The organism is Bacteroidota bacterium (assembly GCA_034439655.1).
In the GTDB taxonomy this organism is placed as follows: Bacteria; Bacteroidota; Bacteroidia; order UKL13-3; family UKL13-3; genus CANJUD01.
Genome location: JAWXAU010000103.1, coordinates 13,006 through 37,624, shown reverse-complemented (window position 1 = coordinate 37,624; position 24,619 = coordinate 13,006). Strand labels below are relative to the sequence as shown.

Genomic DNA, 24,619 nt, shown 5'->3' with positions numbered 1-24,619 from the left:
TATTTATTAACAAAGTTATCAACTTTTAGTGGCTACATTTTGGGGCTTTTATTAGGCAAACTTCTGCTGTTGCTATAAAGTATGTTTTAACTTCCGCTATATACATACTCTCATCCCGATGGCACAAGCAGAGCCGGTGTTAAAGGAGAATACTATAGTGAGTATATTGATCATTGGACTACTGAACACTGGCGAAATATGGAAAATGACTAAGGTGCTAGCAAGCTTGCATTTAACTATATTGCAAAAATATTGTTCGTTTAACATTTGTAAAATAATATTACAACAAAGAATATTCTTCTTTGGTTAGATTACAGCAATAAATTTGACTGGTATTAAGTACCCCCAGTAGGACTCGAACCTACGGCCTACGGTTTAGAAAACCGTTGCTCTATCCAGCTGAGCTATGAGGGCAAATTTTAAAGCTCTTCTTTCAATATATTATTAATAAAAAAAGTCGGGGTTGCAGGATTCGAACCTGCGGCCTCCTGCTCCCAAAGCAGGCATTCTACCGGGCTGAACTAAACCCCGATCTCTTTTTATTGTTATACTAGGCCAACCATTACTGGTGGATACCTGGATTTTCTTGACGGCTTGCATAGGGTTGCTGTCCTGTTTTGTTAAAACTTCGGTACATGGCCAGCAGACCTTTTGAAAGCGTTTCATACCTATCATAAAATTCTTGGTGACGAGCCTCTTCCATTTGGCCCATATCACGCAGTAGGTTGATGATGGTGGTGCACTCAAACACAAAGCCTCTGGCATGTGTATAAAAGTGCCTCTTGTCGGCGGGATTCACACGGCCCGTGCCTTGTGTGAGGTTGGTTAGTAACATTAAAGCGGCACGCTTCCACTGTGCTGCAAGATGCTCGTCCAACTGGTGTTCCCTCATATAATTCATCGAGTCCAATGTTTGCTTTTGGGCAGTTTGGTAAATATCCAATTTTTCAAAATCAAACATCGGTCTTTTTTTTCTTTTGAGCGGAGAGGGAGGGATTCGAACCCTCGGTACACGTTTCCGCATACGACAGTTTAGCAAACTGCTCCTTTCGGCCTCTCAGGCACCTCTCCGTTTTTTAAAGGGCTGCAAAAATAACCATTATAAGTCCAATATTCCAAACTAAAAAAAAAGGGAGGCGTATTATTTATGAAAAACAAAGACTTAAAGCTTCTTCTATGCTGTGTACTGGCGGTAAGCAAGTATTTCCCTTGCATATATAATGTTTTTTTGCGGGGTCATTGCCTACTTTTCCTGAAACCAAAGGTAATTTGCTGTCGTTATTGGCGAACGCAAATATTACTCCAGGCAATATATAGTTTTGTAATTGTAGTTCTGTAGGCCGACCTATATAAACCCATTGCACCAACTCTGTTTCAACCACCAATTGTAGCTGTAGCCAATGGGCATAGCCTGTGGGGAATTTCACAAATTGCGGATTTACCTTGTTCAGCATTTCCTTCGCTCTGTTTATCCAATTTGTATTCGCATAATAATGCCCAAGCTTCAACAAGTTCGTCGCCATTACCGCATTGGCACAGGGCATCACATCGTCTGTTGTGTCAAACTTTTTAACAATAAGCTGCTCACCTTTTTTTGAAATAAAACAAAATAGACCTGCTTCTTTATCGTAAAAATCCGCCTCGGTTTTTTCTGTCAAGTTTTTTGCAAGTTCTACATAATATTCTTTGCCTGTAACCTGATAAAGTTCAAGTAACACATCTATTATATAAGAATAGTCTTCTAAGAACCCAGAGATTTTTGATTGTCCGTTTTTGATGATGCGGTTTAGATTCAGCTCTATATCTAAGGCGATCTCTATAATTTTATTGATGCACTTTTCGGCAGTTATAATATATTCCTCGTTCCCAAAATATTTATGAGCATGTATCAAGCCCTTTGCCATTAGGCAATTCCACGAAACAATAATTTTATCGTCAAGTCCTGGTTTAATTCTCTTGCTTCGCTCAGCAAGAAGGAGTTTTTTGCAGGCTAGTATATAGTTTTTAAATTCTTCAAGTTCTAGTTGGTTATCTTGGCAATATATTTCAATGGGCTTTGTTTGCAACAATATATTATAGTCGTGTTCCCAAAAGCCTGCTCCTCCTACGGCAAAAAAGGTAATAAAATGTTTGCTATTATCGCCCAATAGTAAGGTTATTTCTTCCTCACTCCACACATAGTATTTTCCTTCTATTCCTTCGCTATCAGCATCCAGTGCCGAATAGAAAAGACCATCGTTGCTATATAATTCCGTCATCGCAAAATCTATAATTCCTTTTGCGGTTTCTTTAAACAACGGTTCTTTATATAATGGATATGTCCTGCTATATAAACTAAGCAGCTGAGCATTATCATATAACATTTTTTCAAAATGGGGAACTTTCCATTCGCCATCAACCGAATAACGAGCAAAGCCTCCCGCTAGTTGATCGTATATACCACCCATTGCCATTTTTGAGAGGGTTTGGAATAATTGTACTTTGGCTATTTCGTTGCAGGTTTTACTGTGATAATCCAAGACAAAATTCCAAACAGGGGGCATGGGAAACTTGGGAACATAACCAAGGCCGCCTAGGGTTATATCGAATGCTTTTTGTAGGTTGTGATATATATCGTCAGTATTATTTGTGAGTTCTGCGTTTTCGTTTTTAATACTTACCGTTTCTATATTTGCCATACCCTCCGTGAGCTTTGTGGCATATTCATCAGCCTTTGCGGGGTCTTGAATATAAAAGTCGGAGAGTTTTTTTATCGTGTCCATCCAATGTGCTTTTGGGAAATACGTTCCCGCATGAATTGGTCTGCCATCGGGCAGGCAAATTACATTTAACGGCCAACCTCCTCGCCCTGTAATAAGCTGGCAGGCGTCCATATATACTTGGTCCACATCGGGCCGCTCCTCTCGGTCTACTTTAATACTAATAATAGACTTATTCATTATATCGGCAACCTCTTCGCTTTCAAACGATTCGTGCTCCATAACATGGCACCAGTGGCAGGCCGAATAACCAATACTAACCAATACCAACTTGTTTTCTTCCTTGGCCTTTTTCCAAGCCTCATCTCCCCACTCATGCCAATCGACTGGATTGTAGGCGTGTTGCAGCAAATAGGGACTCAGTGCATGTATAAGTCTGTTGGTGTGGGTTTTCAAAAGGATTTGATTATTTGCTGCTATACTTTATAATGGTTTCGTGAGCGAAAGCACAAAAATCGGTAAGGGTGCCCATAGTTAAGTAACCCGTTAACTGCGACTGTGCAACCATATTCTGCATTTGTTTTTCTTGGTTTATCGTTGCGTTATTCCCAAATTCATAATTTTTCAAAGTCTCGTTAAGAACGATTAATTGCTCATCATATAGGCGGGTTAAAATATCATAACGCACTATTAGCAAGGAATGCGTGGTGCTCAAAAGCTTTTGGTTTTTAGTTGCTGCTTGCTGGTTAATGCTTGTTTTCTCTGCCGGCGTTTTTGCTTTAGCCAATTCCTTTTGCTTCCATAAAGTTATATCATTGAATTTTTTATGGGTGGAATCTTTATGGGTTTTTATCTCGGTGGTACACTTGTTCTGAATTTCTGTGAACTTGCGTTGCTGTTCACTAGCTATACTAATCACCTCAAATATATTCTTCCTGTTTTTTTCAAAAATCAATTTTTCATAGGCAAGCAAGTGGTTCGTTTTTACCCTGTCAATTCCCAATAGCGTATATAGCGAATCTCTATATGTTTCTCTTTCTTGATAGTTCATGTGGTAATAAGCGTTTGATATGACAGGGGTTTTGAGTCTACTGGAAAGTTCTTTCAATGCTTTACCGTATGCGGGTGTTTCATGGTAGTCTGATTTCCCGTTTTTGATGGTGAGTATTTTCTCTTTTTGTAGCAGGGTCTCCATCGAATCAATACTTTTAGTCACGGCCTCGCCCTTTTCCTTTACTTTATCTGGTAGCCCGGGGGTTAACAATTCCATAGGCCCATTGCCTGGCTCTTCCATAACCATAGCTTGCGGCATACTCATAGAATCCATTCTTAGCTTAAGGGATATAGCTACTCTGTCTTTTATGTTAGTGCAGTTGGCTGTTGTGCAGGCTTTTTTTACTGCCTCAATTGTGCTTGGAAGTGTGGGTAATAGATTTCGAACCACCTGCATATCTTCCACATATATTTTTTGTGCCGATGCCGAGCAGCAAGCTATCAGTAAACTTAAAAGTAATTGTTTTTTCATGTATGTGTTATTTTGAGCCGCGAAGTTAGGGCCAAATCGGTGCGTATGTGAAATTTTACAGGTATTTTGTAGTCGGGCAAAAGGATTTTACAAAACTGCACGATGGCTTGTTTGGTGAGTGTTTGCCCTTTTTCTATATAGATATGTGCTACTAGTTTTTTGCCCATAATCATATCTTCTTCACCATATACTTTTACCGATATAATACCACCCATTTTTATAATAGTATTTTCAACTTCGGCAGGGTCTACTTTTTCGCCTCCTATATTGATGGTGTCTTCTTTACGACCGAGTATTTTTATATAACCTTCGTTGTCTTGTTCCACTCTGTCATTGGTGCATATCCATCCATTTTCTATTATAGGTTTGCCTATTATAAAACATATAATACTGGGTGTAGTTTTTAACCACAATATATCTTCTTTTATCATATAATCCTCTCCTTCTTTTCCAGGTTTGAAATATATACTTCCCTCTTGCGAATAGGTTCTAATATTAGTGGTCTCCGTAGTGCCAAAGGCTTGGTGAATGTGCGTATGTGGAAGACATTCTTGCAACTTATATAATAGTTTCTCATCGCTGCGTTCGCCACCCAGGTTTAGTATTTGTATACTTTTAAGTTTTTCTATATTGCCCGAAACCATAACTAGTCTAATGAACGACGGGGTGCAAGCCAGAAGGTCTATTTTTTCGGCGGCAATGGTAGTACAGATTGTATTTATGCTTTGGTCGGTGGGTATTATAATAGTGCCGCCCGGTATTATAATACTTAACAAAGTTTCTATACCCGAAATATGCTCGGGGCTAAACACCAAAACTGTTTTAAACTTGCGGTGCAGTTTTGTATACTTTTGTGCAATAATATTAAAGTTGTGCAATACCACTTTCTTATTGCCCGAGGTACCTGAGGTTTCTAATACCAAGCCTGCTTGCTGGGTTGAGGCAAACGCATCGAGCTCTTCGTATCTTTCTAAATCTTTTATTATTATAATACTTCCGTTTGCATACACTCCCTCAAGCCAAGGGTATGTAGGCGTTTGCCCCAGGTAAGGAAAAACTATATGCTTATTATATAGCAGTGTAAAAAAGTCGACCCAATAATTAATGCTATAGTCTGCTTTTAGGGCTATGGTGCGAGGCAAGTTAAGACGCTCATGTTCTTTGGCTCTTACAATAACTTTTTCACAAAACTGTTCGTAGTTAACTTGCTCATTGCCTTGAACCATCATAAGTCCTTTGTGATTGAGCCATTGTAGCGTGTCCATAATAAGCTACAAATGTAATGCAACCCTTTTCACAAAAAACGAATCTTCAATAAAAACAAGTAATTTTGCAACATGCTCAAACAAGCCGCCTTCTTCGTAGTATTATATCTATTTATCACTAACACGTATGCTCAAACGCGTAAGTACAGCAACGAGTTCCTCAATATTGGCGTATCAGCCAGAGCCTTTGGTATGGGCAATTCCGTTATAGCCTCGTGCAACGACGTATCGGCGGCATACTGGAACCCCGCAGGCTTAATGCGTGCCAAGGAGAAGTTCCAATTCTCGGTAATGCACAGCAACTACTTCTCAGGCATTGCCAATTACGACTATGGCGGGGTGTATAAACGCTTCGACGACCAAAATGCGGGAGGTTTTAGTATCATCCGTTTTGGAATAGACAATATACCGAACACCATAGACCTGCGTGGCCCCAGTGGCGAGATAGATTATAACCGCATTAAAACCTTTAGTGCTGCCGACTGGGCTTTTATGGGCACCTATAGCCACATGTTACGCAACGGCAATACCAGCATAGGCGGCACGGCCAAGCTTATACACCGAACCATTGGTAGCTTTGCCAATGCTTGGGGCTTTGGGTTCGATTTTGGAATGCAGCACAAAAAAGACGACTGGATTTTTGCCGTTATGGCCCGCGATGTAACCTTCACCTTTACAGGTTGGAAATATACCTTTACCGAAACCGAAAAGGCCCAACTGCAGCAGACAGGCAATGTGGTGCCGCAAAGTTCGCTAGAGGTGGCCACACCCCGCATTATAGGTGGCGTGTCACGCAAGATAACCTTAAATGAAAAAATATCCATGTTGCCCGAAGCCAACCTGCAAATAACCACCGATGGCCGCCGCAACAGCCTTATAAGTACCCGTGCAGGTAGCGTGAACCCCTCGCTGGGCGTGGAAACCAATTATGCCGATATAGTTTTTCTGCGTGTCGGAATCTACAATTTCCAAAAGGAAAAAGACATATTAGGCAAAACCAAAACCACCCTGCAACCGACCATTGGCGTGGGGCTGAAACTAAATAACCTGATGGTTGATTACGCCTTTACCGACATAGGTGGCAGCAGTGCCGCCCTTTACTCACACGTGTTCTCGTTGAGGCTGGGCATAGGGAAGGTGGAGACGGAGGAGTAGGTGATAAAATAAGCAAAAGAGCCGTCCGCGATAGCCCCGCCGCGGCGGGGGGATGCAATCGGCTTTAGCAAAGGAAATGGGTTTGTAGCCCCCAAATTTTTTTTACTCGTTTGCATCAAATGATTTAAGTGGTTATATAGCTTTGGTTATAAACCACAAACCTTATGCAAGCCGCTTGAATCCCGCAGTGTCGGGTGATACCATTGCTTATTATACATTTGTCTAAAAAAGGCATGATACTATATACTCAAGTCCACATATACTCATTTATCATTTTTATCGAGGGTCTTGTATTGATGCGTTATAATACCAATTCTTAAACTAAAATAGTTCTCCGCCTGTGGTGGATTTGGTTTGTAGAATGGTAATGCCGAACTACATCCCGAAAGCCCCGCAAACTTGCGGGGGGATTAGTCCCTTTCTTTTGGACTATTATATATTGAGTTTCGGTATAATTTCAATGACATTATTGAGGGCTACCACTAAACTTTCTTTGATTTCTCCACCATGTCTTTTCCGCCAGGTTTAGTTGAGGGGAATATGGCCTACGTTCATAAGAGACTAGCCTGCAACTCACACACGGCTTGCCAAGCCATAAGGCCGCTTCCTATTTCCAGTGCAGCTTCATCAATATCGAAAGTAGGTGTGTGAACAGATGAAGTGATGCCCTGTGCCTCGTTACGTGTGCCAAGTCTATAGAAACAGGCAGGCATTTGTTGGCTATAGAAACTGAAGTCTTCGGCCGCCATCCAGATGTCAAGATCGACCACATTTTCTGCTCCTAAATATTCTATTGCATTTTGTTTGGCTTGCAAAGTGAGAGTTTCATCATTATATAAGAATGGGTAACCCCTATCAATCCTAAACTCACAGCTACCGCCCATGCTTTCGGCAATGGTGGTGGCCATTTTTATCATAAGTTCATGTGCTTTGCTACGCCAGATCTCGTCGAGGGTGCGGAAGGTCCCTTCCAGTTTTACCTCATTTGGAATTATATTGGTAGCACCATTGGCTGTTACTTTTCCGAAACTTAAGACCGATGGCACGATAGGGTTTGCATTCCTACTCACTATTTGTTGCAATGCTATTATAATATGGCTGGTAATTAATACAGGGTCAATATTGAGGTGGGGCATAGCTCCGTGGCCACCTTTGCCCTTTACCGTTACATAAATTTCGTCGGTACTGGCCATATATAAACCTGGTCTGAAACCAACTTTACCCACAGGTATCAGGGGCATAACATGTTGGCCAAAAATGGCGGTGGGTGCAGGGTTTTGCAAAGCCCCTTCTTTTATGAGCATTGAAGCCCCCCCTGGTAACACCTCTTCGCCGGGCTGGAACAGAAGTTTTATAGTGCCTTCCCACAACTGGCGGGTATTATATAATATATTGGCAGCACCTAGCAGGCAACTGGTATGTACATCGTGACCGCAAGCGTGCATCACGCCAGTGTTTTGGCTTTTGTAAGGCACTTCGTTTTGTTCGGTGATGGGCAGGGCATCCATATCGGCACGCAGGGCAATGGTTTTTTTGCCGGGGTTTTGTCCTTCTATCAGCACAACCAAACCAGTGGTGGCAATATGTTGGATTGAACTAATACCGATATCTTTAAGTTTTTGCTCAACAAATTTACAAGTCTCAAACTCCTTGAAACTCAGTTCGGGATGAGCATGCAAATGGTGACGAAAGTCGGCAATTTGATTGCTAATTTCATTTGCTTTTGATTTGATAATGTTTTTTAGCGTTTCTTTGTCCTGCATCGTTGTGCAAATGTATAACTATATTACTAAATCGTTTTCAGAAAAATTTGATTGGCTTTTGGGCAAAACAACCTTGATGTGTTTGCTTATTTTCTGTCTCAACTTTGTATTAAAAACAATATATATTACAGCCACGCCACTAAGCGGGGATGAGCCATTTTCGGTGTATATGAGCCAAATGCGTGTTGGGGTTATTTGGGAATATTTGTTTACAGGCAATAACCCTCCTTTGTATGAAATTATTTTACACTATTGGGTAAACTGTTTCGGAGTAGGAGAATTTTCGGTAAGGATATTTTCGGTAATCATATCATCGCTCACAGGGGTTTTTATATACAAAATAGGTTTTCGTTTTTTCAATAAGCAAGTGGCCCTAACCGCTAGTATATTATTCTTGTTTTCCAATTACCATACCTTCTTTTCGCATGAGGCACGTTGCTATACGATGCTAGGCTTGTTTACGGCTGCATCATTTTATTTCTTTCTCCATATTATAATGGGCAAGCCCAAGAAAGTCACCATGGCGTGTTATATACTGGTTAATACACTCATACTATACCTCCATTATTTTGGGGCATGGGTACTTTTCTCGCAGGCAATAGCCTCGGTGCTGGTACACTTTATATATAAAAGAAAGATCAGGGCAATTATTGTATCGAACTTTATGGTATGCTTATTTTATGCACCAGTATTGTATATACTTTTTCAAAAAATAAGTTTGGACAAAAATTGGGACTATAGTTGGCTGGGCAAGGTAACAGGGTTAGAGCCTTTGTATGATATGATTTGGGCTTTCAGCAATGTGCCGGTGTCTGCAGTTTTTTGTCTAGTAGTATTGGCTATTTCTGTCTTTTTACTTGCTAGCAAAAAGATTAAGGCATCAATACCGGGAGTAATAATTCTGAGTTGGTTTTTTATTATATATATACTCATGTTTGTGGTATCGTTCCGCATACCTATGTTTCACAATCGTTACGTAATGCCTGCTGCTATTGCTTTTCCTATCCTGATGGCCTATGGTGCTTTTATTGTATCGCAATTAAAGTATATAAAATATGTATATATAGTTATGTTATGTTTGTTTATAGTTACTTCCAATTTTAACCCCCAACCTAATTTGCAAACTGAGCAAATGGTGAATCTAGTAAAGCAGAACAAGAATGACGAAAAGTGTATAGTATTTTTCCAGCCACAATGGAATTTGCTTGGCTTTTGTTATTATTATGATAGGGAACTCTTTAAACGAGTTGATGAAAAATCATTATATAAAAACATTGAAACAGCCTTAAGCAACAAACAGATATATGGAGTGAACACAACAGATGAAAAAGTTTTTTTGCAGCTAGAAAACTACAATAAAATTATTTTTATAGATACAGATCACGGCACTTGTTTTCCAGGCAATCACATTCAAAATCTTCTTGGGGCGAAATACCAAATGGTGTCGCACAATCCTGACACCTTAGGATTTGGGTATTATATATACTTGAAACCTACAAATGGGCCCCAATAAGCAAATCAATATCCTTGCTTTGCAAGTTGAATCGTTGGGCCACATGGCGGTTAGTAAGTTGCCCTTTATATACATAAATTCCATGTCGTACACCGGGTCTTTCCCATATTAACTTATGGAAACTGCCGCTATCGGCAATATTCATTAGCAAAGGTGTGAGCACATTGCTTAGTGCATAGCTGGCTGTGCGAGCCACACGCGATGATATATTGGGCACACAATAATGGATCACATCGTGTTTGCGAAAAACGGGGTTTGTATGGTTTGTTACCTCACTGGTCTCAAAACAGCCACCAAGGTCTATACACACATCTATTACCACCGACCCGGGTTTCATCTGCATCACCATTTGTTCATTCACCACACAAAGGCTAGTATTGTCTTCACCTCTTAAAGCACCAATAGCCACATCAGCTGTTTTTAAAGCACGCGATAATATATTGGGTTGCAAGACCGCTGTAAAAAGACGCTCACCAATATTGTTTTGAAGCCTACGTAACTTGAACAGGGAATTGTCAAATACTTTAACTGAGGCACCTAATCCAATAGCTGCACGTGCAGCAAATTCGCCCACAGTGCCGGCTCCTATTATAACAACTTCGGTGGGTGGAATACCTGATATGCCCCCCAACATTTCGCCTTTGCCACCACTGGCACTCGACAAATATTCTGCTGCTATAAGCAAACTGGTACTTCCTGCAATCTCGCCCATTGAGCGGATAATAGGGATGCTACCCGATGAGTCTTTATAAAATTCATAAGCCACTGCATTTACTTTTTTCTTTTGCAAAGCTGTTATATAATCCGTGTTCAAGCTAGTGAGTTGAAGGGCAGAGATAAGCAGTTGATCGGGCTTCATCATCTCAATTTCTTCCATTGTGGGCGGATCCACCTTTAGTAATATTTCCGCCTCAAAAACTTGTTTCTTATCATAAGCTATACGGGCACCCGCTTCACTATAATTGGTATCAGAAAAATTGGCTCCCTTGCCCGCACCCGATTCTATAATAACATCGTGGCCATTGTTAACCAAAAGCCCTACAGACGAGGGAGTAAGCGGAACCCTGTTTTCTTGAAAGGTACTATCTTTGGCCACCCCAATAAGCAATTGTTGATTGCTGGTATCCACCGCAGCCGGCATTTCTTGTGGCTGCAATGTAGCTTGCTTGGCTAATTCACTGAAACCTGATTTCCCTTGATCCATAACCTTGATAAATATAATTTATGCAAATTTAAGGTTTCATCTCTTAAATACAATTATATAAAATTTATATAATGCGGAAGTATTATACCGATTAACGCAGCATGCAGCGTAACAATACTAAAGCATCATATTGCTTAATTGCTGAAACTCGAGCACCGAAAGCTGCTCAGGGCGTTTGTCGAACACCGGGTTTCGTTTCATTTCGTCGCTGCTAATATATGCAGACAAAGAATTCCGCATGGTTTTCCTTCGCTGGTTGAATGAAGCCTTTACGAGTGTTTTCAAGAAACCGGGGTCAAAATCGCCTAGGTTTTCTTTTCGGGTAAGTTTTATAACACCGCTCTTTACGCGAGGCGGCGGACTAAAAACATGTTCGTGTACCGTGAATAAATATTCTACATCGTAAAACGACTGGGTGAGAACACTCAAAATACCATAGTCCTTGCCACCATGTTTTGCCGTAATTCGCTCAGCCATTTCTTTTTGGAACATACCTGCTGCACCGGGCACTAAATGTCTTTGGTCTAGTATCTGAAAAATTATTTGTGAAGATATATTATAAGGAAAATTGCCAATGACATATACTTCCTTATCGCAACAGGTAGCTAAATCAAGCTTTAAAAAATCACCTTCTATGATGCAAAGTTGCGGATATACTTTTTTTAAATAGGTTACAGACTCTTTGTCAATTTCACACACTTTCAGATTCAATTTAGGGAAAGCTGCTATCATATATTTGGTAAGGACACCCATACCAGGGCCTATTTCTAATATATCGCCTTCATAACCGCTATCTAAGGGGATATTGGCAATTTTTTTTGCAATGTTTTCATCACGCAAAAAATGTTGACCGAGATATTTTTTGGGAGTTACCAATTTTTAATACGAAATAAATATTGATTTAGGAAAGCAGTTGCAATTATAGGCTTATTATACAATAACTAAATTGAATTTGTTTTTTCGCCCTGGCAAAGAGAGATATAATATATTTTCACCTAGAAAAACAAGAATTTAACAGCTTATTGGGGTCTATTTATTTCTTATTACAATGCTCAATTAAAGCACGAGCATTTTGCGAGCATCAAACAATAAATAAAAAAAAATTTGTTTATTTGGTCTTTTTTTGTATAATTTTACCAACCGATTTTTAAATGACATCTCACTACTTAAGAGAACTTAGAAAGAACATGCTAAAAGATATGACAGATATAGAATTGCAAACCCCCAAAGAAGCCCTAAAATATTATTTTGGGTTTGACACATTTAAAGGACATCAGGAAAACATTATCACTGCCACACTGAATGGAGAAGATAGTTTTGTTATTATGCCTACAGGGGCAGGAAAAAGTTTATGCTACCAATTGCCAGCCTTAATGATGGAGGGGACCGCTATAATAATATCACCACTTATCGCATTGATGAAGAACCAGGTCGATCAGATTAGAGGATTCAACGAAAGTGATACCGTGGCCCACTTCTTAAACTCATCACTTTCGAAAGCAGATATACAAAAGGTAAAAGACGACACGCGATCAGAGAAAACAAAAATGCTGTACATCGCTCCAGAAACGCTTAAGAAAGAAGAGACCATTGATTTTTTGAAAGAAATAAAAGTATCATTTATAGCAGTGGACGAAGCTCACTGTATTAGTGAATGGGGTCACGATTTCAGACCTGAGTACCGCAGAATAAAACTGATAACCAAAGAACTTGGCAATGTGCCGATGATGGCTCTTACTGCAACTGCCACTCCCAAAGTACAAAGTGATATACAGAAGAATTTGCAAATGACGGAAGCTACTTTATTTAAGTCTTCGTTCAACCGTCACAATTTGTATTATGAAATTAGACCCAAAGGAAAGAAGGATGCCAATGTAAAAAACATTGTTTCCTATATCAAGTCGAAACCAAACCGCAGCGGAATTATATATTGCCTCAGTCGCAAACGAGTTGAAGAAATATCGGAGATACTAAATGTGAATGGTATTAAATCTATTCCTTACCATGCGGGGCTCGATGCCAAAACAAGGGCGTCGCACCAAGACAAGTTTTTGATGGAGGATGTAAAAGTGGTTGTAGCAACTATAGCATTTGGTATGGGGATCGATAAACCCGATGTGCGGTTTGTGATGCATTATGATGTACCCAAATCGTTAGAAGGATATTATCAAGAAACAGGACGTGCAGGCAGAGACGGGATAGAGAGCGACTGTGTATTATATTATAATCCGGCTGATATAGAAAAGCTGGAGAGTTTTATGAAAGACAAGCCAGTTGCCGAACGCGAAATTGGGTCGCTGCTTACTTTCGAAACACAATCTTTTGTAGAATCGAGCGGTTGCCGCCGCAAAATGCTACTGCATTATTTTGGCGAAAGTTTTAACGACGAAAATTGTAACAATATGTGCGATAACTGTCGCCACCCGAAGCCGAAAGAAGAGGTGACCAATGAAACAAAAATGTTTTTGGAAGCTGTGAGAGACTTAGGAGAAAAATTCGACGTAGATCATTTGGCTCAAATATTTATGGGTGAGCGTACACAAGCTATCACCTTAAACCGCCATGATAAATTACCCGTATTTGCATCAGGGGCATATCGCGACATGGCTTTTTGGAAATCGATAGGAAGGCTATGTATGTTAAACCTATATACTTTTAAAGATATAGAAAACTATGGGCTGGTTAAGATGAACGCAAAGGGTGCAGCATGGTTAGCTGCTCCGCAAAAGGAGATGATGGCCAAAGACCAATCTTTCGAGCGAGTAACCGACGAAGATGGTAGCTCATTTGAAGTGGAAGCCGTGTACGATGACCAATTATTTACCATTCTAAAAGATTTGGTAAAAACTGTTGCCAAAGAAAAGAAACTCCCACCCTATGTAATTTTCACTGACCCAAGTTTAGAAGACATGGCTGTGAAATACCCCATTACGATGGAGGAATTGCAGAACATACAAGGAGTAAACAGCAATAAGGCAGCTAAGTATGGCCAAAAGTTTATTGAAGCTATTTCCAATTATGTAGAAGAGAATGAGATTGAAAGGCCAGATGACATGGTGGTGAAGTCGGTGGTAAATAAATCGGGAGCCAAGGTTGCGTTGATACTTAATATCGACAAGAAAAACTCCATCGACGATATAGCACGTGGAAGAGGAATGAACCGCGACGAAATGGTTGCCGAAATAGAAGGTATTATATATACAGGCACCAAACTTAACCTTCGCTATGCCGCTCAGTCTATATTGGACCAAAACCAGCAGGACGAAATATTCGAATACTATAGGCAATCAAGCAGCGACGATTTGGAAGAAGCTGTAAAATACTTTGATAGGGATTACAACCACGAAGAAATGCGATTGATGCGAATGATATTTATATCGGAAGTAGCGAATTAAAATTCTTTTACGAAATCCAAATAAACATCGTCATTGCGAGCAATGCTTCAATGCTTGGCTTCGCCGCGGCGAATTGTGATTCGGAGACACAATAACGAGATTGCTTCACGGGAAGCCTGTTGGCAATGACGCTACGTTATTATACATAAGGTGCCTATCTTTGCCGCAAAAAACTCGATGCAGGATTTATTTAAGAAATTAGAAGCGAATATGGGGCCTTTGGGCATGCATGCCAAGCAATCGCACGGCTACTATACATTTCCAAAACTAGAAGGGGACATTAGTGCCCACATGAATTTTAGGGGCAAAGAAAAACTCGTGTGGAGCCTTAATAACTATTTGGGCTTGGCCAACCATCCCGAAGTTCGCAAAGCCGACGCAGAAGCTGCCGCACAATACGGAATGGCATACCCCATGGGAGCCCGCATGATGAGTGGCGAAAGCGATAACCACGAAGCCCTTGAACGCGAGCTTGCAGCCTTTATAGGCACAGAAGATACCATCCTCCTCAACTTTGGATATCAAGGTATGGTTAGTGCCATTGATGCATTGGTAGACAGGCACGACGTAATTGTATATGATGCCGAAAGCCATGCCTGTATAGTTGATGGTGTGAGACTGCACGCAGGCAAACGTTTCATTTTTAAACACAATGATGTGGCCGGTGCCGAGAAACAATTGCAACGAGCTACCGAGTTGGTAAAAGATACTCCCGGTTCTATTTTACTTATTACCGAAGGCGTATTTGGTATGAGTGGAGCACAGGGCAATTTGAAAGATATAGTAGCACTAAAAGAAAAATATAATTTCCGTTTGTTTGTGGACGATGCACATGGATTTGGAACCATGGGCAAAACAGGAGCAGGCACTGGAGAAGAGCAAAACTGCATGGATGGTATCGATATATACTTTAGCACATTTGCTAAAAGTATGGCTTCTATAGGTGCCTTTATAGGCAGCACTAAAGAAGTAATAACCTACTTACGCTATAATAGCCGCTCACAAATATTTGCCAAATCATTGCCCATGCCTTTGGTGCAGGGAGCAAGAAAAAGATTGGAACTGCTACGCACACAACCCGAACTAAAAGCCAACCTATGGAAAATAGTAAGTGCCCTACAAAACGGTTTAAGGAATGCAGGTTTTAATATAGGTATTACCACCACCCCTGTAACCCCAGTATTGCTCAATGGCACCATACCAGAGGCCACAGCACTAACTTTAGATTTGCGTGAAAACTATGATATTTTCTGCTCTATAGTAGTATACCCTGTAGTACCCAAAGATGTAATTATGCTCCGTTTGATACCCACAGCCGTGCATACTGTTGCCGATGTAGACAGAACTATTAAAGCCTTTAAAGAAGTAAAAGAAAAACTGGAAGCGGGGCAGTATAATGTGCAGCAGATAGTAGAAGCAGGAGTGAGGTAATAGGGACTAGATATATCTATACTGCCCTCTCGCAACTCACAACAGGTAACTCGTAACTATTACTTCAGCATCTTCCTAATTCCCAACTCAAGAGCAAAAGAGTAGTTATGTTGTTTGAGTGGTACATCTTTGCCAAACACCGAGACAGGGCTAAACATGCCACGGAAACCAAAAGATACTTTCATATCGGGCCTGCCAAAGATAGGCATAAGGACACCTGCCCTTCCCATAAAATCGCAACCCACACGCTGCAAGGCCAATTGGGTCACGGGCACAAACACACCTGATTGGGCACTTTGATAATCTTGCACATCACCTCGGGCTGCCAGTAATATATTTAGCGACAGGCCACCACCCGCATATACAGTAAGCTTGCGTGTTTCTAATTTCCACTCGCCCAAAACAGGTATTCTTATATAATGATATTTTTGGTCACCGTTTATACTAATACCTTTTTCCAGTTTATATACCGAGTCTTGTATGTATATATAACTAGCAGTGGTATCGTATTTCTTCAGTGTTGGGTCAATATCTACAAACACTTTCCTCTGTGCGGTTGATACAGTATAGCTGGCACTCAGCCCCTGCACATTATACAGAACCCCTGTTTGTATATTCCAATTTCTGTTTAGTTCCTTGCCCACTGTAATAGCTAGTGCGGGCTTGGTAATTAATGCTACCTCTGAGCGGTTGCGTTGGTTTATATGTTCGCTTAGGCTTGCATCTCCACTTAGCGTACGGTAAGAACGATTAGCCGTTAGTGCCACCTCCACAAAGTATTTTTGGCTTTTAGAGTTAGGGGTTTTTCTAATAGTCTTATCTTTTTCTTCTTTTTCTTTGCTCAAGTCTTTTTTATTAAGGCGAATATCTGTTGGCGGAGCCTCCGCTTTTTCATACTCCATATTGGCAGTACGAGTAACAACATCATTAGGCTTGATTATATTTTTCATATCGGGCTCAACCATGCCACTGTTCCTGTCTACTATATGCTCTGTAGTGTTAGCATACTCCTTATATTTAGCGAGTGCCACCTCGGCTGTATAATATACCATATTATTTACTGCCGATAACCTTAGGGTATCGGGTGTTTGTGCCACAGCATTATTATTTGCATCAGTATTGTTGCTGGCAGCAAGATCGTTGTTTGCAAATGCTTTTGCTATTGTATAGGCTTGCAAATGCTTTTTATCCTTTTTAAACTGATAATAGCCCATAAGCCCCGCCACCAATAGCAACCCTGCGGAGCCATAGTACCACCAAAGGACACCTGCTCTCTTTTTTCTTTTTTGATCGGCCAAGATATATTCCCAAACCCCTGCTGGGGTTTGTTTTTCATCATTGTTCAATTTGGCAAACAAATCATCTATGTTGTCTAACTTGTCCATAACTATGTTGTTCTAAATTTTTTAATTTTTCTTGTAATAATGCCCTTGCCCTAAACAAATTGCTCTTCGATGTGCCGTCGCTAATACTAAGCATCTCCGCAATCTCGTTGTGGCTATATCCATCCACGGCAAATAGATTGAAAACCGTTTGTGCCATGGGCGGTAGTTGCTTTATCAACATGGTCAACTCTTCCATGGTGTACTGGGCGTTATAAGGCGTGTACGATGCCCCTTTTTCCCAGTCTACTGCGTCTATGTCTACATCCGTAAACCTCCTTTTTGCCACATTGTAATGGTTGAGTGCCGAGGTTACAACCACCCGTCTTACCCATCCCTCAAGCGAGCCTTTGTGCCCAAATTGGTGCAGGTAATCGAACACGCGAATGAACGAATCTTGCAGCAAGTCCTTGGCCTCATCAGCATCGGCTGTGTAGCGTAAACAAACAGCCATCATTTTGTTAGCGAATTTTTCATAAATCCACTTTTGGCAGGCATGGTCTTTCCTTATTGCCCCGTCAATGATTTTCTGCTCGTCTAATTGGTCTATATGGCTTTGCTTAATCAAGGGTTGTTGTAATGACAATTTTATTTTAGGGATGGTTGGGTTGGGTTGGAAGATTTTTTATTTAGTAGTTTGCATTTCACATTACACAGGTTACAGTTGGCAGTTTGAAATTTGAGGGTGTGATGGTTATACAAATATAGGGATAAAATTATTTTGAATATATATTCACTGCCATTTATTTTGCCTTATTGTTCTATGAGTGTCCCAAAGTATATATTCCAATTAATTTTAGGCGGCGAAAGCGAGATACTCGACTTCAAGAAAACCATTACCTCTGTAAGCAAAATCGCCAAAACAATGGTATCATTTGCCAACCACAAAGGTGGTAAGTTATTGGTAGGCGTCAATGATAATGGCAGTATTAGCGGGATTCGAAGCGACGAAGAAAAATATATGCTCGATATGGCTGCAGGTTTCTTTTGCAAACCGGCAATCGACATTACTATAGAAGAATGGGAGTTTGAAGGCAAAACTATTTTGGAGGTGGCCATACCAAAAGGAGAACATAGACCCTATGCAGCCAAAGATGAAGATGGAAAGTGGTGGGTTTATATTCGTGTGAAGGACGAAAGTCTATTGGCCAGCAAAGTGATGGTGGAAGTATTGCGAAAACAAAACAGCAATGATGGCGTAAAAATAAACTATTCGTCAAAAGAAAAAGCCTTGCTCGATTTTTTGACTAGTCATGACCGCATTACCATCAAGGAACTTTGCCAAATGCTCAATATAGCCCGTTGGCGAGCACAAAGAATGTTGGTGAACCTAGTGAGCATTGGTGTAATAAGAGTTCACAATACTGAAAAGATAGAGTTTTATACTTTGTGAAAAGTATTATGATATACTTAACACCACCTTGCCAAATTGGTTTCCTGTATTCAGAAAATCTAAAGCATCTTGTGCCTGTTCCAAAGGAAAAACATGACTCACCGTGGGTGTAATTTTATGCTTGTTCACAAAGGCCAGCATCTCCGCAAAGTCCTCATTGGAACCCATGGTAGAACCTATAATAGCTATTTGCCTCCAAAATATTTTAGCAGGTATAATATTTCCAATATTTCCAGCAGTACCACCATATATTAAAACCTTTCCTCCTGGTGTGCAGCAATCTACCACCGCCCCAAAGCCAGATCCACATGCTGATTCGACGATTACATCGAACTCGCCAGCCTGTTGGACCAACTCTTTATTCCACTTGTCTTTTTTATAATCTATTCCACCTTTAGCACCAAGCTCAAAGGCTTTTTGTAGCTTATCATCACTGCTGCTGGTAACCCATACCTCGTTTCCATTGGCTATTGCAAATTGCAGTGCCATTTGGGCAACACCGCCGCCAATGCCTGTTATCAATACTTTGTTAGTTAGTTGCAAATTCCCTTGCACCATTAATGCACGAAAAGCTGTTAAACCAGCAAGGGGCAATGCGGCAGCTTCGTTCCAGTCTAAATGTGAAGGCTTGGGGTGCAGGAGTTCTGCTGAAATAGATATATATTCGGCAAAAGTTCCATTGGTGGGCGTGCCCATTATTATATAATCTTTGGCTTGGTGCTTTGGGTTATTGCCCCAATTGAGTCCAGGATTCATAATCACCTCTTTATTCAGCCAATTGGAATCAACCCCCTCGGCAATTTCAGAAACTATTCCTGACCCGTCAGAACCAAGAATCACTGGAATTTTAATTCCCGAATATAATCCTTGTTGTATAAACACATCTCGGTGATTAAGTGCAGCAGATTTTATTGCTACCAGCACCTCGCCTTTTGCCAAAATTGGTTTTGGACTTTCCGTTACTTGAAGAACTTCATTTAATTGCGTTAATATCGCTGACTTCATCATGCTTATATCGAAACAGACTATATTAATTAGGCAAATGGAACAGCCTGTCCCAGCGTACCTTGTTTAATCCTTTGGCATAACTGTCCCAACTTAGCCAAATAAAAACAGCTTTACCTACTATATGGTCTTCGGGTACAAATCCCCAAAAACGGCTATCTTCCGAATTATATCTATTATCTCCCATCATCCAATAATAATCCATTGTAAAGGTATAGCTATTTATTGGCGTACTTCCATTGTAAGCTTTTCCATTGGTCCATTGTAAATCTTGCATTCCCTCATAATCGTGAATTGCTTTTTCATATACAAAATAATGAGCACTGTCCAAGGGAACAGTCATCCCTTTTTTGGGTATAACCAAGGGGCCATAAAAATCGAGAGACCACTGGAAAGCGTCGGGAGCACGAAAACCAAAATCGCTATGCATAGGGTCGCCAATAGGCATGTCTTTACTATATATATATCGGTCGAGCTTGGTTACGTTAGGCATTTTTTTAAGTTGTTCGGCTTGCTCGTTTGTGGCATGTACTCGGTATATATTCTTACTCAAGTCTTCGGGCACAACATTGTCGTAAAACTCTCCAGAACCTGGTTGATATTTAGTATTGTATTTTTCGGGATTATAGCGGAAACCTAAATCGCGTATTGTTGCGGGATCGAGTGGCGAGCTTGCCGTTAGAGTATAAAGTGCCAGGTACTTTTCAGGTTTTGGTTGTAGTTTGCCATTGATGTACACTTCACTGTTGATCAACTGCAAGGTGTCGCCTGCTATGGCTATACAGCGTTTTATATAATTCTCCTTTTTATCTACAGGTCTATTGTTTACTTTATCAGCAGGCCAGTTGAATACTACATCGTCACCACGTTGCACACTGCTAAAACCGGGCAACCGGTAATATGGTAATTGAAGAGATTCGATATAGCTTTTGGATTTTTCAGTAAAAGGTAAAGTGTGGTGAGCAAAAGGAAATGAAAGCGGTGTCATGGGCATACGCGGGCCATAGTGAAACTTGCTTACAAACAAAAAATCACCAATAAGAAGTGATCGTTCCATACTGGGCGTTGGTATGGTATATGCTTCCATAAAAGCACTGCGAATAATAGTAGCCGCAACTACTGCAAAAGCAATAGCATCAACCCATTCTCGTACTTTGTTTTTAGGTTTGGACGCATTGAAATAATGATAATACGCGAATAAAAGACCTTGACCAATCAATAGCAATAAGGTGATAGGCACAAAACCTGCCCCTGCTGCTATTAGCATAATAAGAAAGAAGATGACATTAAGACTTGATAAGGTGACAAGCCAAAACCGCTGATTGCGGCTAAGTTTAGACCAATAGATATGAAAAAAACCTGTTTGTGGTTTGCTGTTTTGTGTGTTGTTCATTCCGGCAAAATTGCCTTAAGATTACCGATTAGCCAAACAAAAAGTTATATGTAGCTCGTATTCTTATGCTTTATCATTTTGCCTGATGAACTATTCTGATGAAAAGAGCACGTAAATTAAACTACTGCCGAATGCAAACAAAAACCGTTAGCTAACTAACGGTTTTTGTTACGATTTGGCTCCCTAAATCGTATCGTCTTCAATCAAATGCTCGTCTGTCATATATCGCTTGGCCAACGTTAGAGCAAAAACAAACAAAGGAGATACTGCCAACACAACCAATGTAAGCCTTAACTGAGAGCCTGTTAACTGAGCTGCAATGCAAAAAACAATAGCAATAATCAAAAAATGCGAAATAATTTTTGAATGTGCCATTTTAATTTACTTTAAATAAAAAAAAGGTGCTATTGGTTAAAAATATAGGGCGTGTAATTACTAGTACGCAATTTTAGCAAAATAGTTGCTTGTTAAAAAAATATTTTTTTAACAAATTGTTAATTATGATATTAAAAATCATACAGAGGCTTAGGGGGACGCAGATTTTGCTTCCATGTAAAGCCTTTTAATCTGAATTTTTCACTTTTGGTTTTTCCTATTGGGTGAAGAGTCGCTGTGCTTTTGCCCATGAATTTGATGCCTTTAACTTTTTCTTGCGAGAGAAAAACCTCCATAACGGGGCAAGCTATTTCGTTTAATCCTGTATATTTGTTAGTGTCTTCACGCACATGGTAAATGCTTTGCCCGTTGCCGAATACTTTTACGCGTTTTATTTCGCCCGAATCAAAAATACCGACCAGGCTATCCCCTTTAATTTGATTATAGTGCGGGCCTTTTTCGTGTGAAACAATGAAGCCATGCTTTTGCAGCACAATGTGATCAATCTGGTCATGGCTTAAAAATATATATATACTGTCTGCTGTTAATTGATTTTCGGAACTCCACAATACAGGATTTTTAAACATCGATACATTGCTATCATCTATCATATAGCACAGCGTATCGCAAATAGCCTGTACATCGTTTTTAAATAATTTGACCTGGCCCCAAGCATTCATTCTCCGGTCGTGTTTTATGGAGTCTCCTTGGTAATATAAAGTATCTGCCCCTATAAAAACAGTGTCTTGTCCCATTATTTTACTTGCAAAAGCATTGTTGTTCATTTGCATCATTTGTGGCACTTTATTATAATAACCCTCGTCTCCTTTTAGATGCATTTTTTCTGTACTATCAAAAAAGTTTAAATGGCCGTGGGCATAACCTTTACCTAGGTTTTGGTCGTAATATAAACTATCAGTATTTAAAGTTTGCCCGCCAGTTTTTATGGAGACCTGATTTGCAAATTTCCCTATTCCCGTTTTGGTATTGTACCAGCCTTTTAGAGCATAAATACTGTCGGTTTTGGTTACAATGGTGCTCACTCCGTAAAATCGAGACTCTTCACTGCCAGTATTATATATAAGCGTATCTGTGAGTAATTCATATTCAGGATTTTTGAGTTTTACCCGCTGCCTAAAATGTGCCTCCTTGCTTTGTGTCCAATACTCGCCGCTGAGGCTGGTAAGCACACTTTCTTTGTTAGTGAGTTTACCAGGTGTATTGTAGTAAGCTTTTTTATCTTTAAGTGAATAATCGAGCCTTTCAGTATTTAAGGTCATTTTGCCTTGTGTTAGCCATACATTGCCGTCCAGGTGGGCTATTTTGTCTTTGCTTCCATATAGCAAATGCTTGGCTGTTACATTTACACTGTCTCCTTGATTAATTTTTACGTTGGAGAAGGCTTCAAAATTTTGGTCTTCATCGAACATATAGGCACTATCGCAGGTCATAATGGTATTTTCGTTTTTCAAAGCAACATTTCCTATTAGCCTTTTCACATTTCCAAACTTGCTCTGATCAAAACTCATTTCATTGCTGCTCAATATTTCAATACGCGTAACTTGCTGTGCAGAGCTGATGGCACAATGAGAACACAATGCAATAATAAAGAAAGGTATTCGGAGGTTCGGGATTTTCAATATCAAAAAATGTAGGTGCAAAATTAAGTGCAAATACCATGTCAAATTGGATTTGTAAGGCTATCTGCTTTATTTTGTAGGATAATAGCAAGGCCGCCATGTACACAAAATTTGAAAAACATATCGAATCAAATGCACTTTTTTCTAAAAACGATAAGCTAATCGCGGCAGTAAGTGGCGGGAGAGACTCAATGCTCATGCTCCATTTACTGAAAGAAGCTGGATATAATATATCAGTGGCACATTGCAATTTCCAGCTCCGGGGCAATGATAGCATAGCTGACGAGGATTTTGTAAAGGGGTATTGCCAACGATTTAATATCCCGTTTTTCGCTATTAAATTTGACACAAAGGAATACACAGTTAAGCATAAATTTTCAACCCAAGAAGCGGCACGTAAGTTAAGGTATGATTGGTTTGAGCAGCTTAGCATTGAACATGGTTTTCAATATATCTTAACAGCCCACCACAAAGATGATAACTTGGAAACTATTTTACATAACTTGATAAAGGGTTCTAAACTTAGAGGATATGCTGGTATTGGAAACAAGAAAAACAAGATCGTTCGCCCATTAATGTGTTATACTCGTAAGGACATTGACAGAATGACTGATCTCCTTTCAATAGGGTGGAGAGAAGACCTAAGTAACAACAGCAATAACTATAGCCGCAACTTTTTAAGAAACGAAGTTATACCGTTATTGAAAAAGTTGAATCCCAATATTGTAGAAACAGTTTATGACAATAGTCGGGCAACCCTCCAGTACATAGCGTTTTTTGAAGCCAATTTAAAAAAAATGGAAAAAAAATGTATTCATAAAAAGGGAGAATTTGCCTATATAAATATAGATAAGCTATTGAAAAACAACATAAGTGAGGCACTCTTATGGGAAATTTTAAAAAAATATGGTTTCAATTACGCAACCACAAAGAACATTTTTTTGTCATTACATAAACAACCTGGCAAAATATGGGAGACCCAAAGCCACCAAATTTTAAAAGACCGCGACTGTTTAATTCTTAGAAAAAAAATGGAAAGAAAATTACCTAGATATAATATTACAGAGGAACAAATAGGTTCGTTCCGACAAAAAGTGGGCGATATAGAATTGCAAATTCAACACGCTTCCAGCGGAGCATCGCTAGGTGGTGAAACCCTTACCATAGGCAAAAGCAATCTCTCTTACCCTCTTACCTTAAGGCACTGGGAAGCATCGGATAAAATAATGCTAAAAGGGGTTGGCGGGGCTAAAAAAGTAAGCGACATGCTTACCGACCTTAAGATGACCCTTTTTGATAAGGAGCAGGTCTTTGTAATACAAAATTCGGATGGAGAGTTAGTTAGCGTAGATTTTTTGAGAATTTCAGAAAGATTTAAAGCACAAGAAAACAATGAAAACAACTTGATAATAAGCGTAGTAAAATAATTTTTAATTTTCACCTTCAAACCTCTAAATTCGCATGTTAATTTTATACACAAA

General features: G+C 39.9%; 19 protein-coding genes and 3 tRNA genes. 6 read left to right on the top strand and 16 right to left on the bottom strand.

Annotation, left to right across the window (positions count from 1 at the left end):
* Nucleotides 1-340: 340 nt before the first annotated feature.
* The 7 genes from SGJ10_07070 to SGJ10_07040 all read right to left on the bottom strand — a co-directional run bounded on the left by SGJ10_07070 (nucleotide 341) and on the right by SGJ10_07040 (nucleotide 5,489).
* Nucleotides 341-414 (bottom strand) — tRNA-Arg (locus SGJ10_07070).
* A gap of 43 nt (nucleotides 415-457) precedes the next feature.
* Nucleotides 458-531: transfer RNA gene (locus SGJ10_07065), tRNA-Pro, on the bottom strand.
* Nucleotides 532-562: 31 nt separating this feature from the next.
* A complete protein-coding gene (locus SGJ10_07060; GenBank protein ID MDZ4757881.1) occupies nucleotides 563-943 on the bottom strand; it encodes a four helix bundle protein in 381 nt (126 codons plus the stop codon).
* A gap of 39 nt (nucleotides 944-982) precedes the next feature.
* Nucleotides 983-1,071, bottom strand: a tRNA-Ser gene (locus SGJ10_07055).
* A 74-nt stretch (nucleotides 1,072-1,145) separates the two neighbouring features.
* Nucleotides 1,146-3,155, bottom strand: a complete 2,010-nt coding sequence (locus SGJ10_07050; protein MDZ4757880.1) for a thioredoxin domain-containing protein — start codon at nucleotides 3,153-3,155, stop codon at nucleotides 1,146-1,148.
* A gap of 10 nt (nucleotides 3,156-3,165) precedes the next feature.
* On the bottom strand, nucleotides 3,166-4,224 hold the full coding sequence (locus tag SGJ10_07045; GenBank protein ID MDZ4757879.1) for a hypothetical protein: 1,059 nt from the start codon (nucleotides 4,222-4,224) through the stop codon (nucleotides 3,166-3,168).
* A complete protein-coding gene (locus SGJ10_07040) occupies nucleotides 4,221-5,489 on the bottom strand; it encodes an AMP-binding protein (GenBank protein ID MDZ4757878.1) in 1,269 nt (422 codons plus the stop codon). Before SGJ10_07040 ends, SGJ10_07045 begins: the two co-directional genes overlap by 4 nt.
* Before the next feature lie 72 nt (nucleotides 5,490-5,561).
* On the opposite strand from SGJ10_07040, the gene SGJ10_07035 reads away from it, so the two are divergent.
* On the top strand, nucleotides 5,562-6,644 hold the full coding sequence (locus tag SGJ10_07035; protein MDZ4757877.1) for a PorV/PorQ family protein: 1,083 nt from the start codon (nucleotides 5,562-5,564) through the stop codon (nucleotides 6,642-6,644).
* Between the two features lie 551 nt (nucleotides 6,645-7,195).
* Here SGJ10_07035 and SGJ10_07030 read toward each other — a convergent pair.
* Nucleotides 7,196-8,407 carry a M20 family metallopeptidase gene (locus tag SGJ10_07030; protein MDZ4757876.1) on the bottom strand — a complete coding sequence of 404 codons (1,212 nt, stop codon included), beginning with the start codon at nucleotides 8,405-8,407 and terminating at the stop codon, nucleotides 7,196-7,198.
* A gap of 10 nt (nucleotides 8,408-8,417) precedes the next feature.
* On the opposite strand from SGJ10_07030, the gene SGJ10_07025 reads away from it, so the two are divergent.
* On the top strand, nucleotides 8,418-9,920 hold the full coding sequence (locus tag SGJ10_07025) for a glycosyltransferase family 39 protein (protein MDZ4757875.1): 1,503 nt from the start codon (nucleotides 8,418-8,420) through the stop codon (nucleotides 9,918-9,920).
* On the opposite strand, the gene SGJ10_07020 is transcribed toward SGJ10_07025, so the two are convergent.
* Together SGJ10_07020 and rsmA are read right to left on the bottom strand one after the other, a co-directional pair.
* Nucleotides 9,901-11,124, bottom strand: a complete 1,224-nt coding sequence (locus SGJ10_07020) for an alanine dehydrogenase (GenBank protein ID MDZ4757874.1) — start codon at nucleotides 11,122-11,124, stop codon at nucleotides 9,901-9,903. The genes SGJ10_07025 and SGJ10_07020 overlap by 20 nt on opposite strands.
* A 117-nt stretch (nucleotides 11,125-11,241) precedes the next feature.
* A complete protein-coding gene (rsmA, locus tag SGJ10_07015; protein MDZ4757873.1) occupies nucleotides 11,242-12,000 on the bottom strand; it encodes a 16S rRNA (adenine(1518)-N(6)/adenine(1519)-N(6))-dimethyltransferase RsmA in 759 nt (252 codons plus the stop codon).
* 323 nt (nucleotides 12,001-12,323) lie between these two features.
* On the opposite strand from rsmA, the gene recQ reads away from it, so the two are divergent.
* Nucleotides 12,324-14,519 carry a DNA helicase RecQ gene (gene recQ, locus SGJ10_07010; protein ID MDZ4757872.1) on the top strand — a complete coding sequence of 732 codons (2,196 nt, stop codon included), beginning with the start codon at nucleotides 12,324-12,326 and terminating at the stop codon, nucleotides 14,517-14,519.
* Nucleotides 14,520-14,696: 177 nt separating this feature from the next.
* On the top strand, nucleotides 14,697-15,950 hold the full coding sequence (locus SGJ10_07005) for an aminotransferase class I/II-fold pyridoxal phosphate-dependent enzyme (protein MDZ4757871.1): 1,254 nt from the start codon (nucleotides 14,697-14,699) through the stop codon (nucleotides 15,948-15,950).
* 59 nt (nucleotides 15,951-16,009) lie between these two features.
* On the opposite strand, the gene SGJ10_07000 is transcribed toward SGJ10_07005, so the two are convergent.
* Nucleotides 16,010-17,335 (bottom strand): hypothetical protein, encoded by a 1,326-nt coding sequence (locus SGJ10_07000; GenBank protein ID MDZ4757870.1) that lies wholly within the window; start codon nucleotides 17,333-17,335, stop codon nucleotides 16,010-16,012.
* The gene (locus tag SGJ10_06995) at nucleotides 17,310-17,900 is read right to left on the bottom strand and encodes a sigma-70 family RNA polymerase sigma factor (GenBank protein MDZ4757869.1); all 591 of its coding nucleotides are present in this window, start codon (nucleotides 17,898-17,900) and stop codon (nucleotides 17,310-17,312) included. Before SGJ10_06995 ends, SGJ10_07000 begins: the two co-directional genes overlap by 26 nt.
* Before the next feature lie 195 nt (nucleotides 17,901-18,095).
* Between SGJ10_06995 and SGJ10_06990 the strand changes: the two genes are divergently transcribed.
* Nucleotides 18,096-18,725 carry a putative DNA binding domain-containing protein gene (locus tag SGJ10_06990; protein ID MDZ4757868.1) on the top strand — a complete coding sequence of 210 codons (630 nt, stop codon included), beginning with the start codon at nucleotides 18,096-18,098 and terminating at the stop codon, nucleotides 18,723-18,725.
* A gap of 6 nt (nucleotides 18,726-18,731) precedes the next feature.
* Here SGJ10_06990 and SGJ10_06985 read toward each other — a convergent pair whose 3' ends face one another.
* The 4 genes from SGJ10_06985 to SGJ10_06970 form a co-directional block, all read right to left on the bottom strand.
* Nucleotides 18,732-19,733, bottom strand: coding sequence for a zinc-binding dehydrogenase (locus SGJ10_06985; GenBank protein MDZ4757867.1), 1,002 nt, complete (start codon nucleotides 19,731-19,733; stop codon nucleotides 18,732-18,734).
* 22 nt (nucleotides 19,734-19,755) lie between these two features.
* Complete coding sequence (gene lepB, locus SGJ10_06980) at nucleotides 19,756-21,123, bottom strand: signal peptidase I (protein ID MDZ4757866.1); 1,368 nt, start codon at nucleotides 21,121-21,123, stop codon at nucleotides 19,756-19,758.
* 183 nt (nucleotides 21,124-21,306) lie between these two features.
* Nucleotides 21,307-21,498: a hypothetical protein gene (locus tag SGJ10_06975; protein ID MDZ4757865.1), complete on the bottom strand. Its 192-nt coding sequence runs from the start codon at nucleotides 21,496-21,498 to the stop codon at nucleotides 21,307-21,309.
* A 131-nt stretch (nucleotides 21,499-21,629) separates the two neighbouring features.
* Nucleotides 21,630-23,096: an OstA-like protein gene (locus SGJ10_06970; protein ID MDZ4757864.1), complete on the bottom strand. Its 1,467-nt coding sequence runs from the start codon at nucleotides 23,094-23,096 to the stop codon at nucleotides 21,630-21,632.
* Between the two features lie 140 nt (nucleotides 23,097-23,236).
* Here SGJ10_06970 and tilS point away from each other — a divergent pair, with 140 nt between their 5' ends.
* Nucleotides 23,237-24,565, top strand: coding sequence for a tRNA lysidine(34) synthetase TilS (gene tilS / locus SGJ10_06965; protein ID MDZ4757863.1), 1,329 nt, complete (start codon nucleotides 23,237-23,239; stop codon nucleotides 24,563-24,565).
* Nucleotides 24,566-24,619 lie beyond the last annotated feature (54 nt).

What these genes read in the sequence shown, in the direction of transcription:
- SGJ10_07045 (MDZ4757879.1), bottom strand. Translation starts at nt 4,224, where the DNA reads ATGAAAAAACAATTACTTTTAAGTTTACTGATAGCTTGCTGCTCGGCA.
- SGJ10_07040 (MDZ4757878.1), bottom strand. Translation starts at nt 5,489, where the DNA reads ATGGACACGCTACAATGGCTCAATCACAAAGGACTTATGATGGTTCAA.
- SGJ10_07035 (MDZ4757877.1), top strand. Translation starts at nt 5,562, where the DNA reads ATGCTCAAACAAGCCGCCTTCTTCGTAGTATTATATCTATTTATCACT.
- SGJ10_07030 (MDZ4757876.1), bottom strand. Translation starts at nt 8,407, where the DNA reads ATGCAGGACAAAGAAACGCTAAAAAACATTATCAAATCAAAAGCAAAT.
- SGJ10_07025 (MDZ4757875.1), top strand. Translation starts at nt 8,418, where the DNA reads ATGTATAACTATATTACTAAATCGTTTTCAGAAAAATTTGATTGGCTT.
- SGJ10_07020 (MDZ4757874.1), bottom strand. Translation starts at nt 11,124, where the DNA reads ATGGATCAAGGGAAATCAGGTTTCAGTGAATTAGCCAAGCAAGCTACA.
- recQ (MDZ4757872.1), top strand. Translation starts at nt 12,324, where the DNA reads ATGACAGATATAGAATTGCAAACCCCCAAAGAAGCCCTAAAATATTAT.
- SGJ10_07005 (MDZ4757871.1), top strand. Translation starts at nt 14,697, where the DNA reads ATGCAGGATTTATTTAAGAAATTAGAAGCGAATATGGGGCCTTTGGGC.
- SGJ10_07000 (MDZ4757870.1), bottom strand. Translation starts at nt 17,335, where the DNA reads ATGGACAAGTTAGACAACATAGATGATTTGTTTGCCAAATTGAACAAT.
- SGJ10_06990 (MDZ4757868.1), top strand. Translation starts at nt 18,096, where the DNA reads ATGAGTGTCCCAAAGTATATATTCCAATTAATTTTAGGCGGCGAAAGC.
- SGJ10_06985 (MDZ4757867.1), bottom strand. Translation starts at nt 19,733, where the DNA reads ATGATGAAGTCAGCGATATTAACGCAATTAAATGAAGTTCTTCAAGTA.
- lepB (MDZ4757866.1), bottom strand. Translation starts at nt 21,123, where the DNA reads ATGAACAACACACAAAACAGCAAACCACAAACAGGTTTTTTTCATATC.
- SGJ10_06975 (MDZ4757865.1), bottom strand. Translation starts at nt 21,498, where the DNA reads ATGGCACATTCAAAAATTATTTCGCATTTTTTGATTATTGCTATTGTT.
- tilS (MDZ4757863.1), top strand. Translation starts at nt 23,237, where the DNA reads ATGTACACAAAATTTGAAAAACATATCGAATCAAATGCACTTTTTTCT.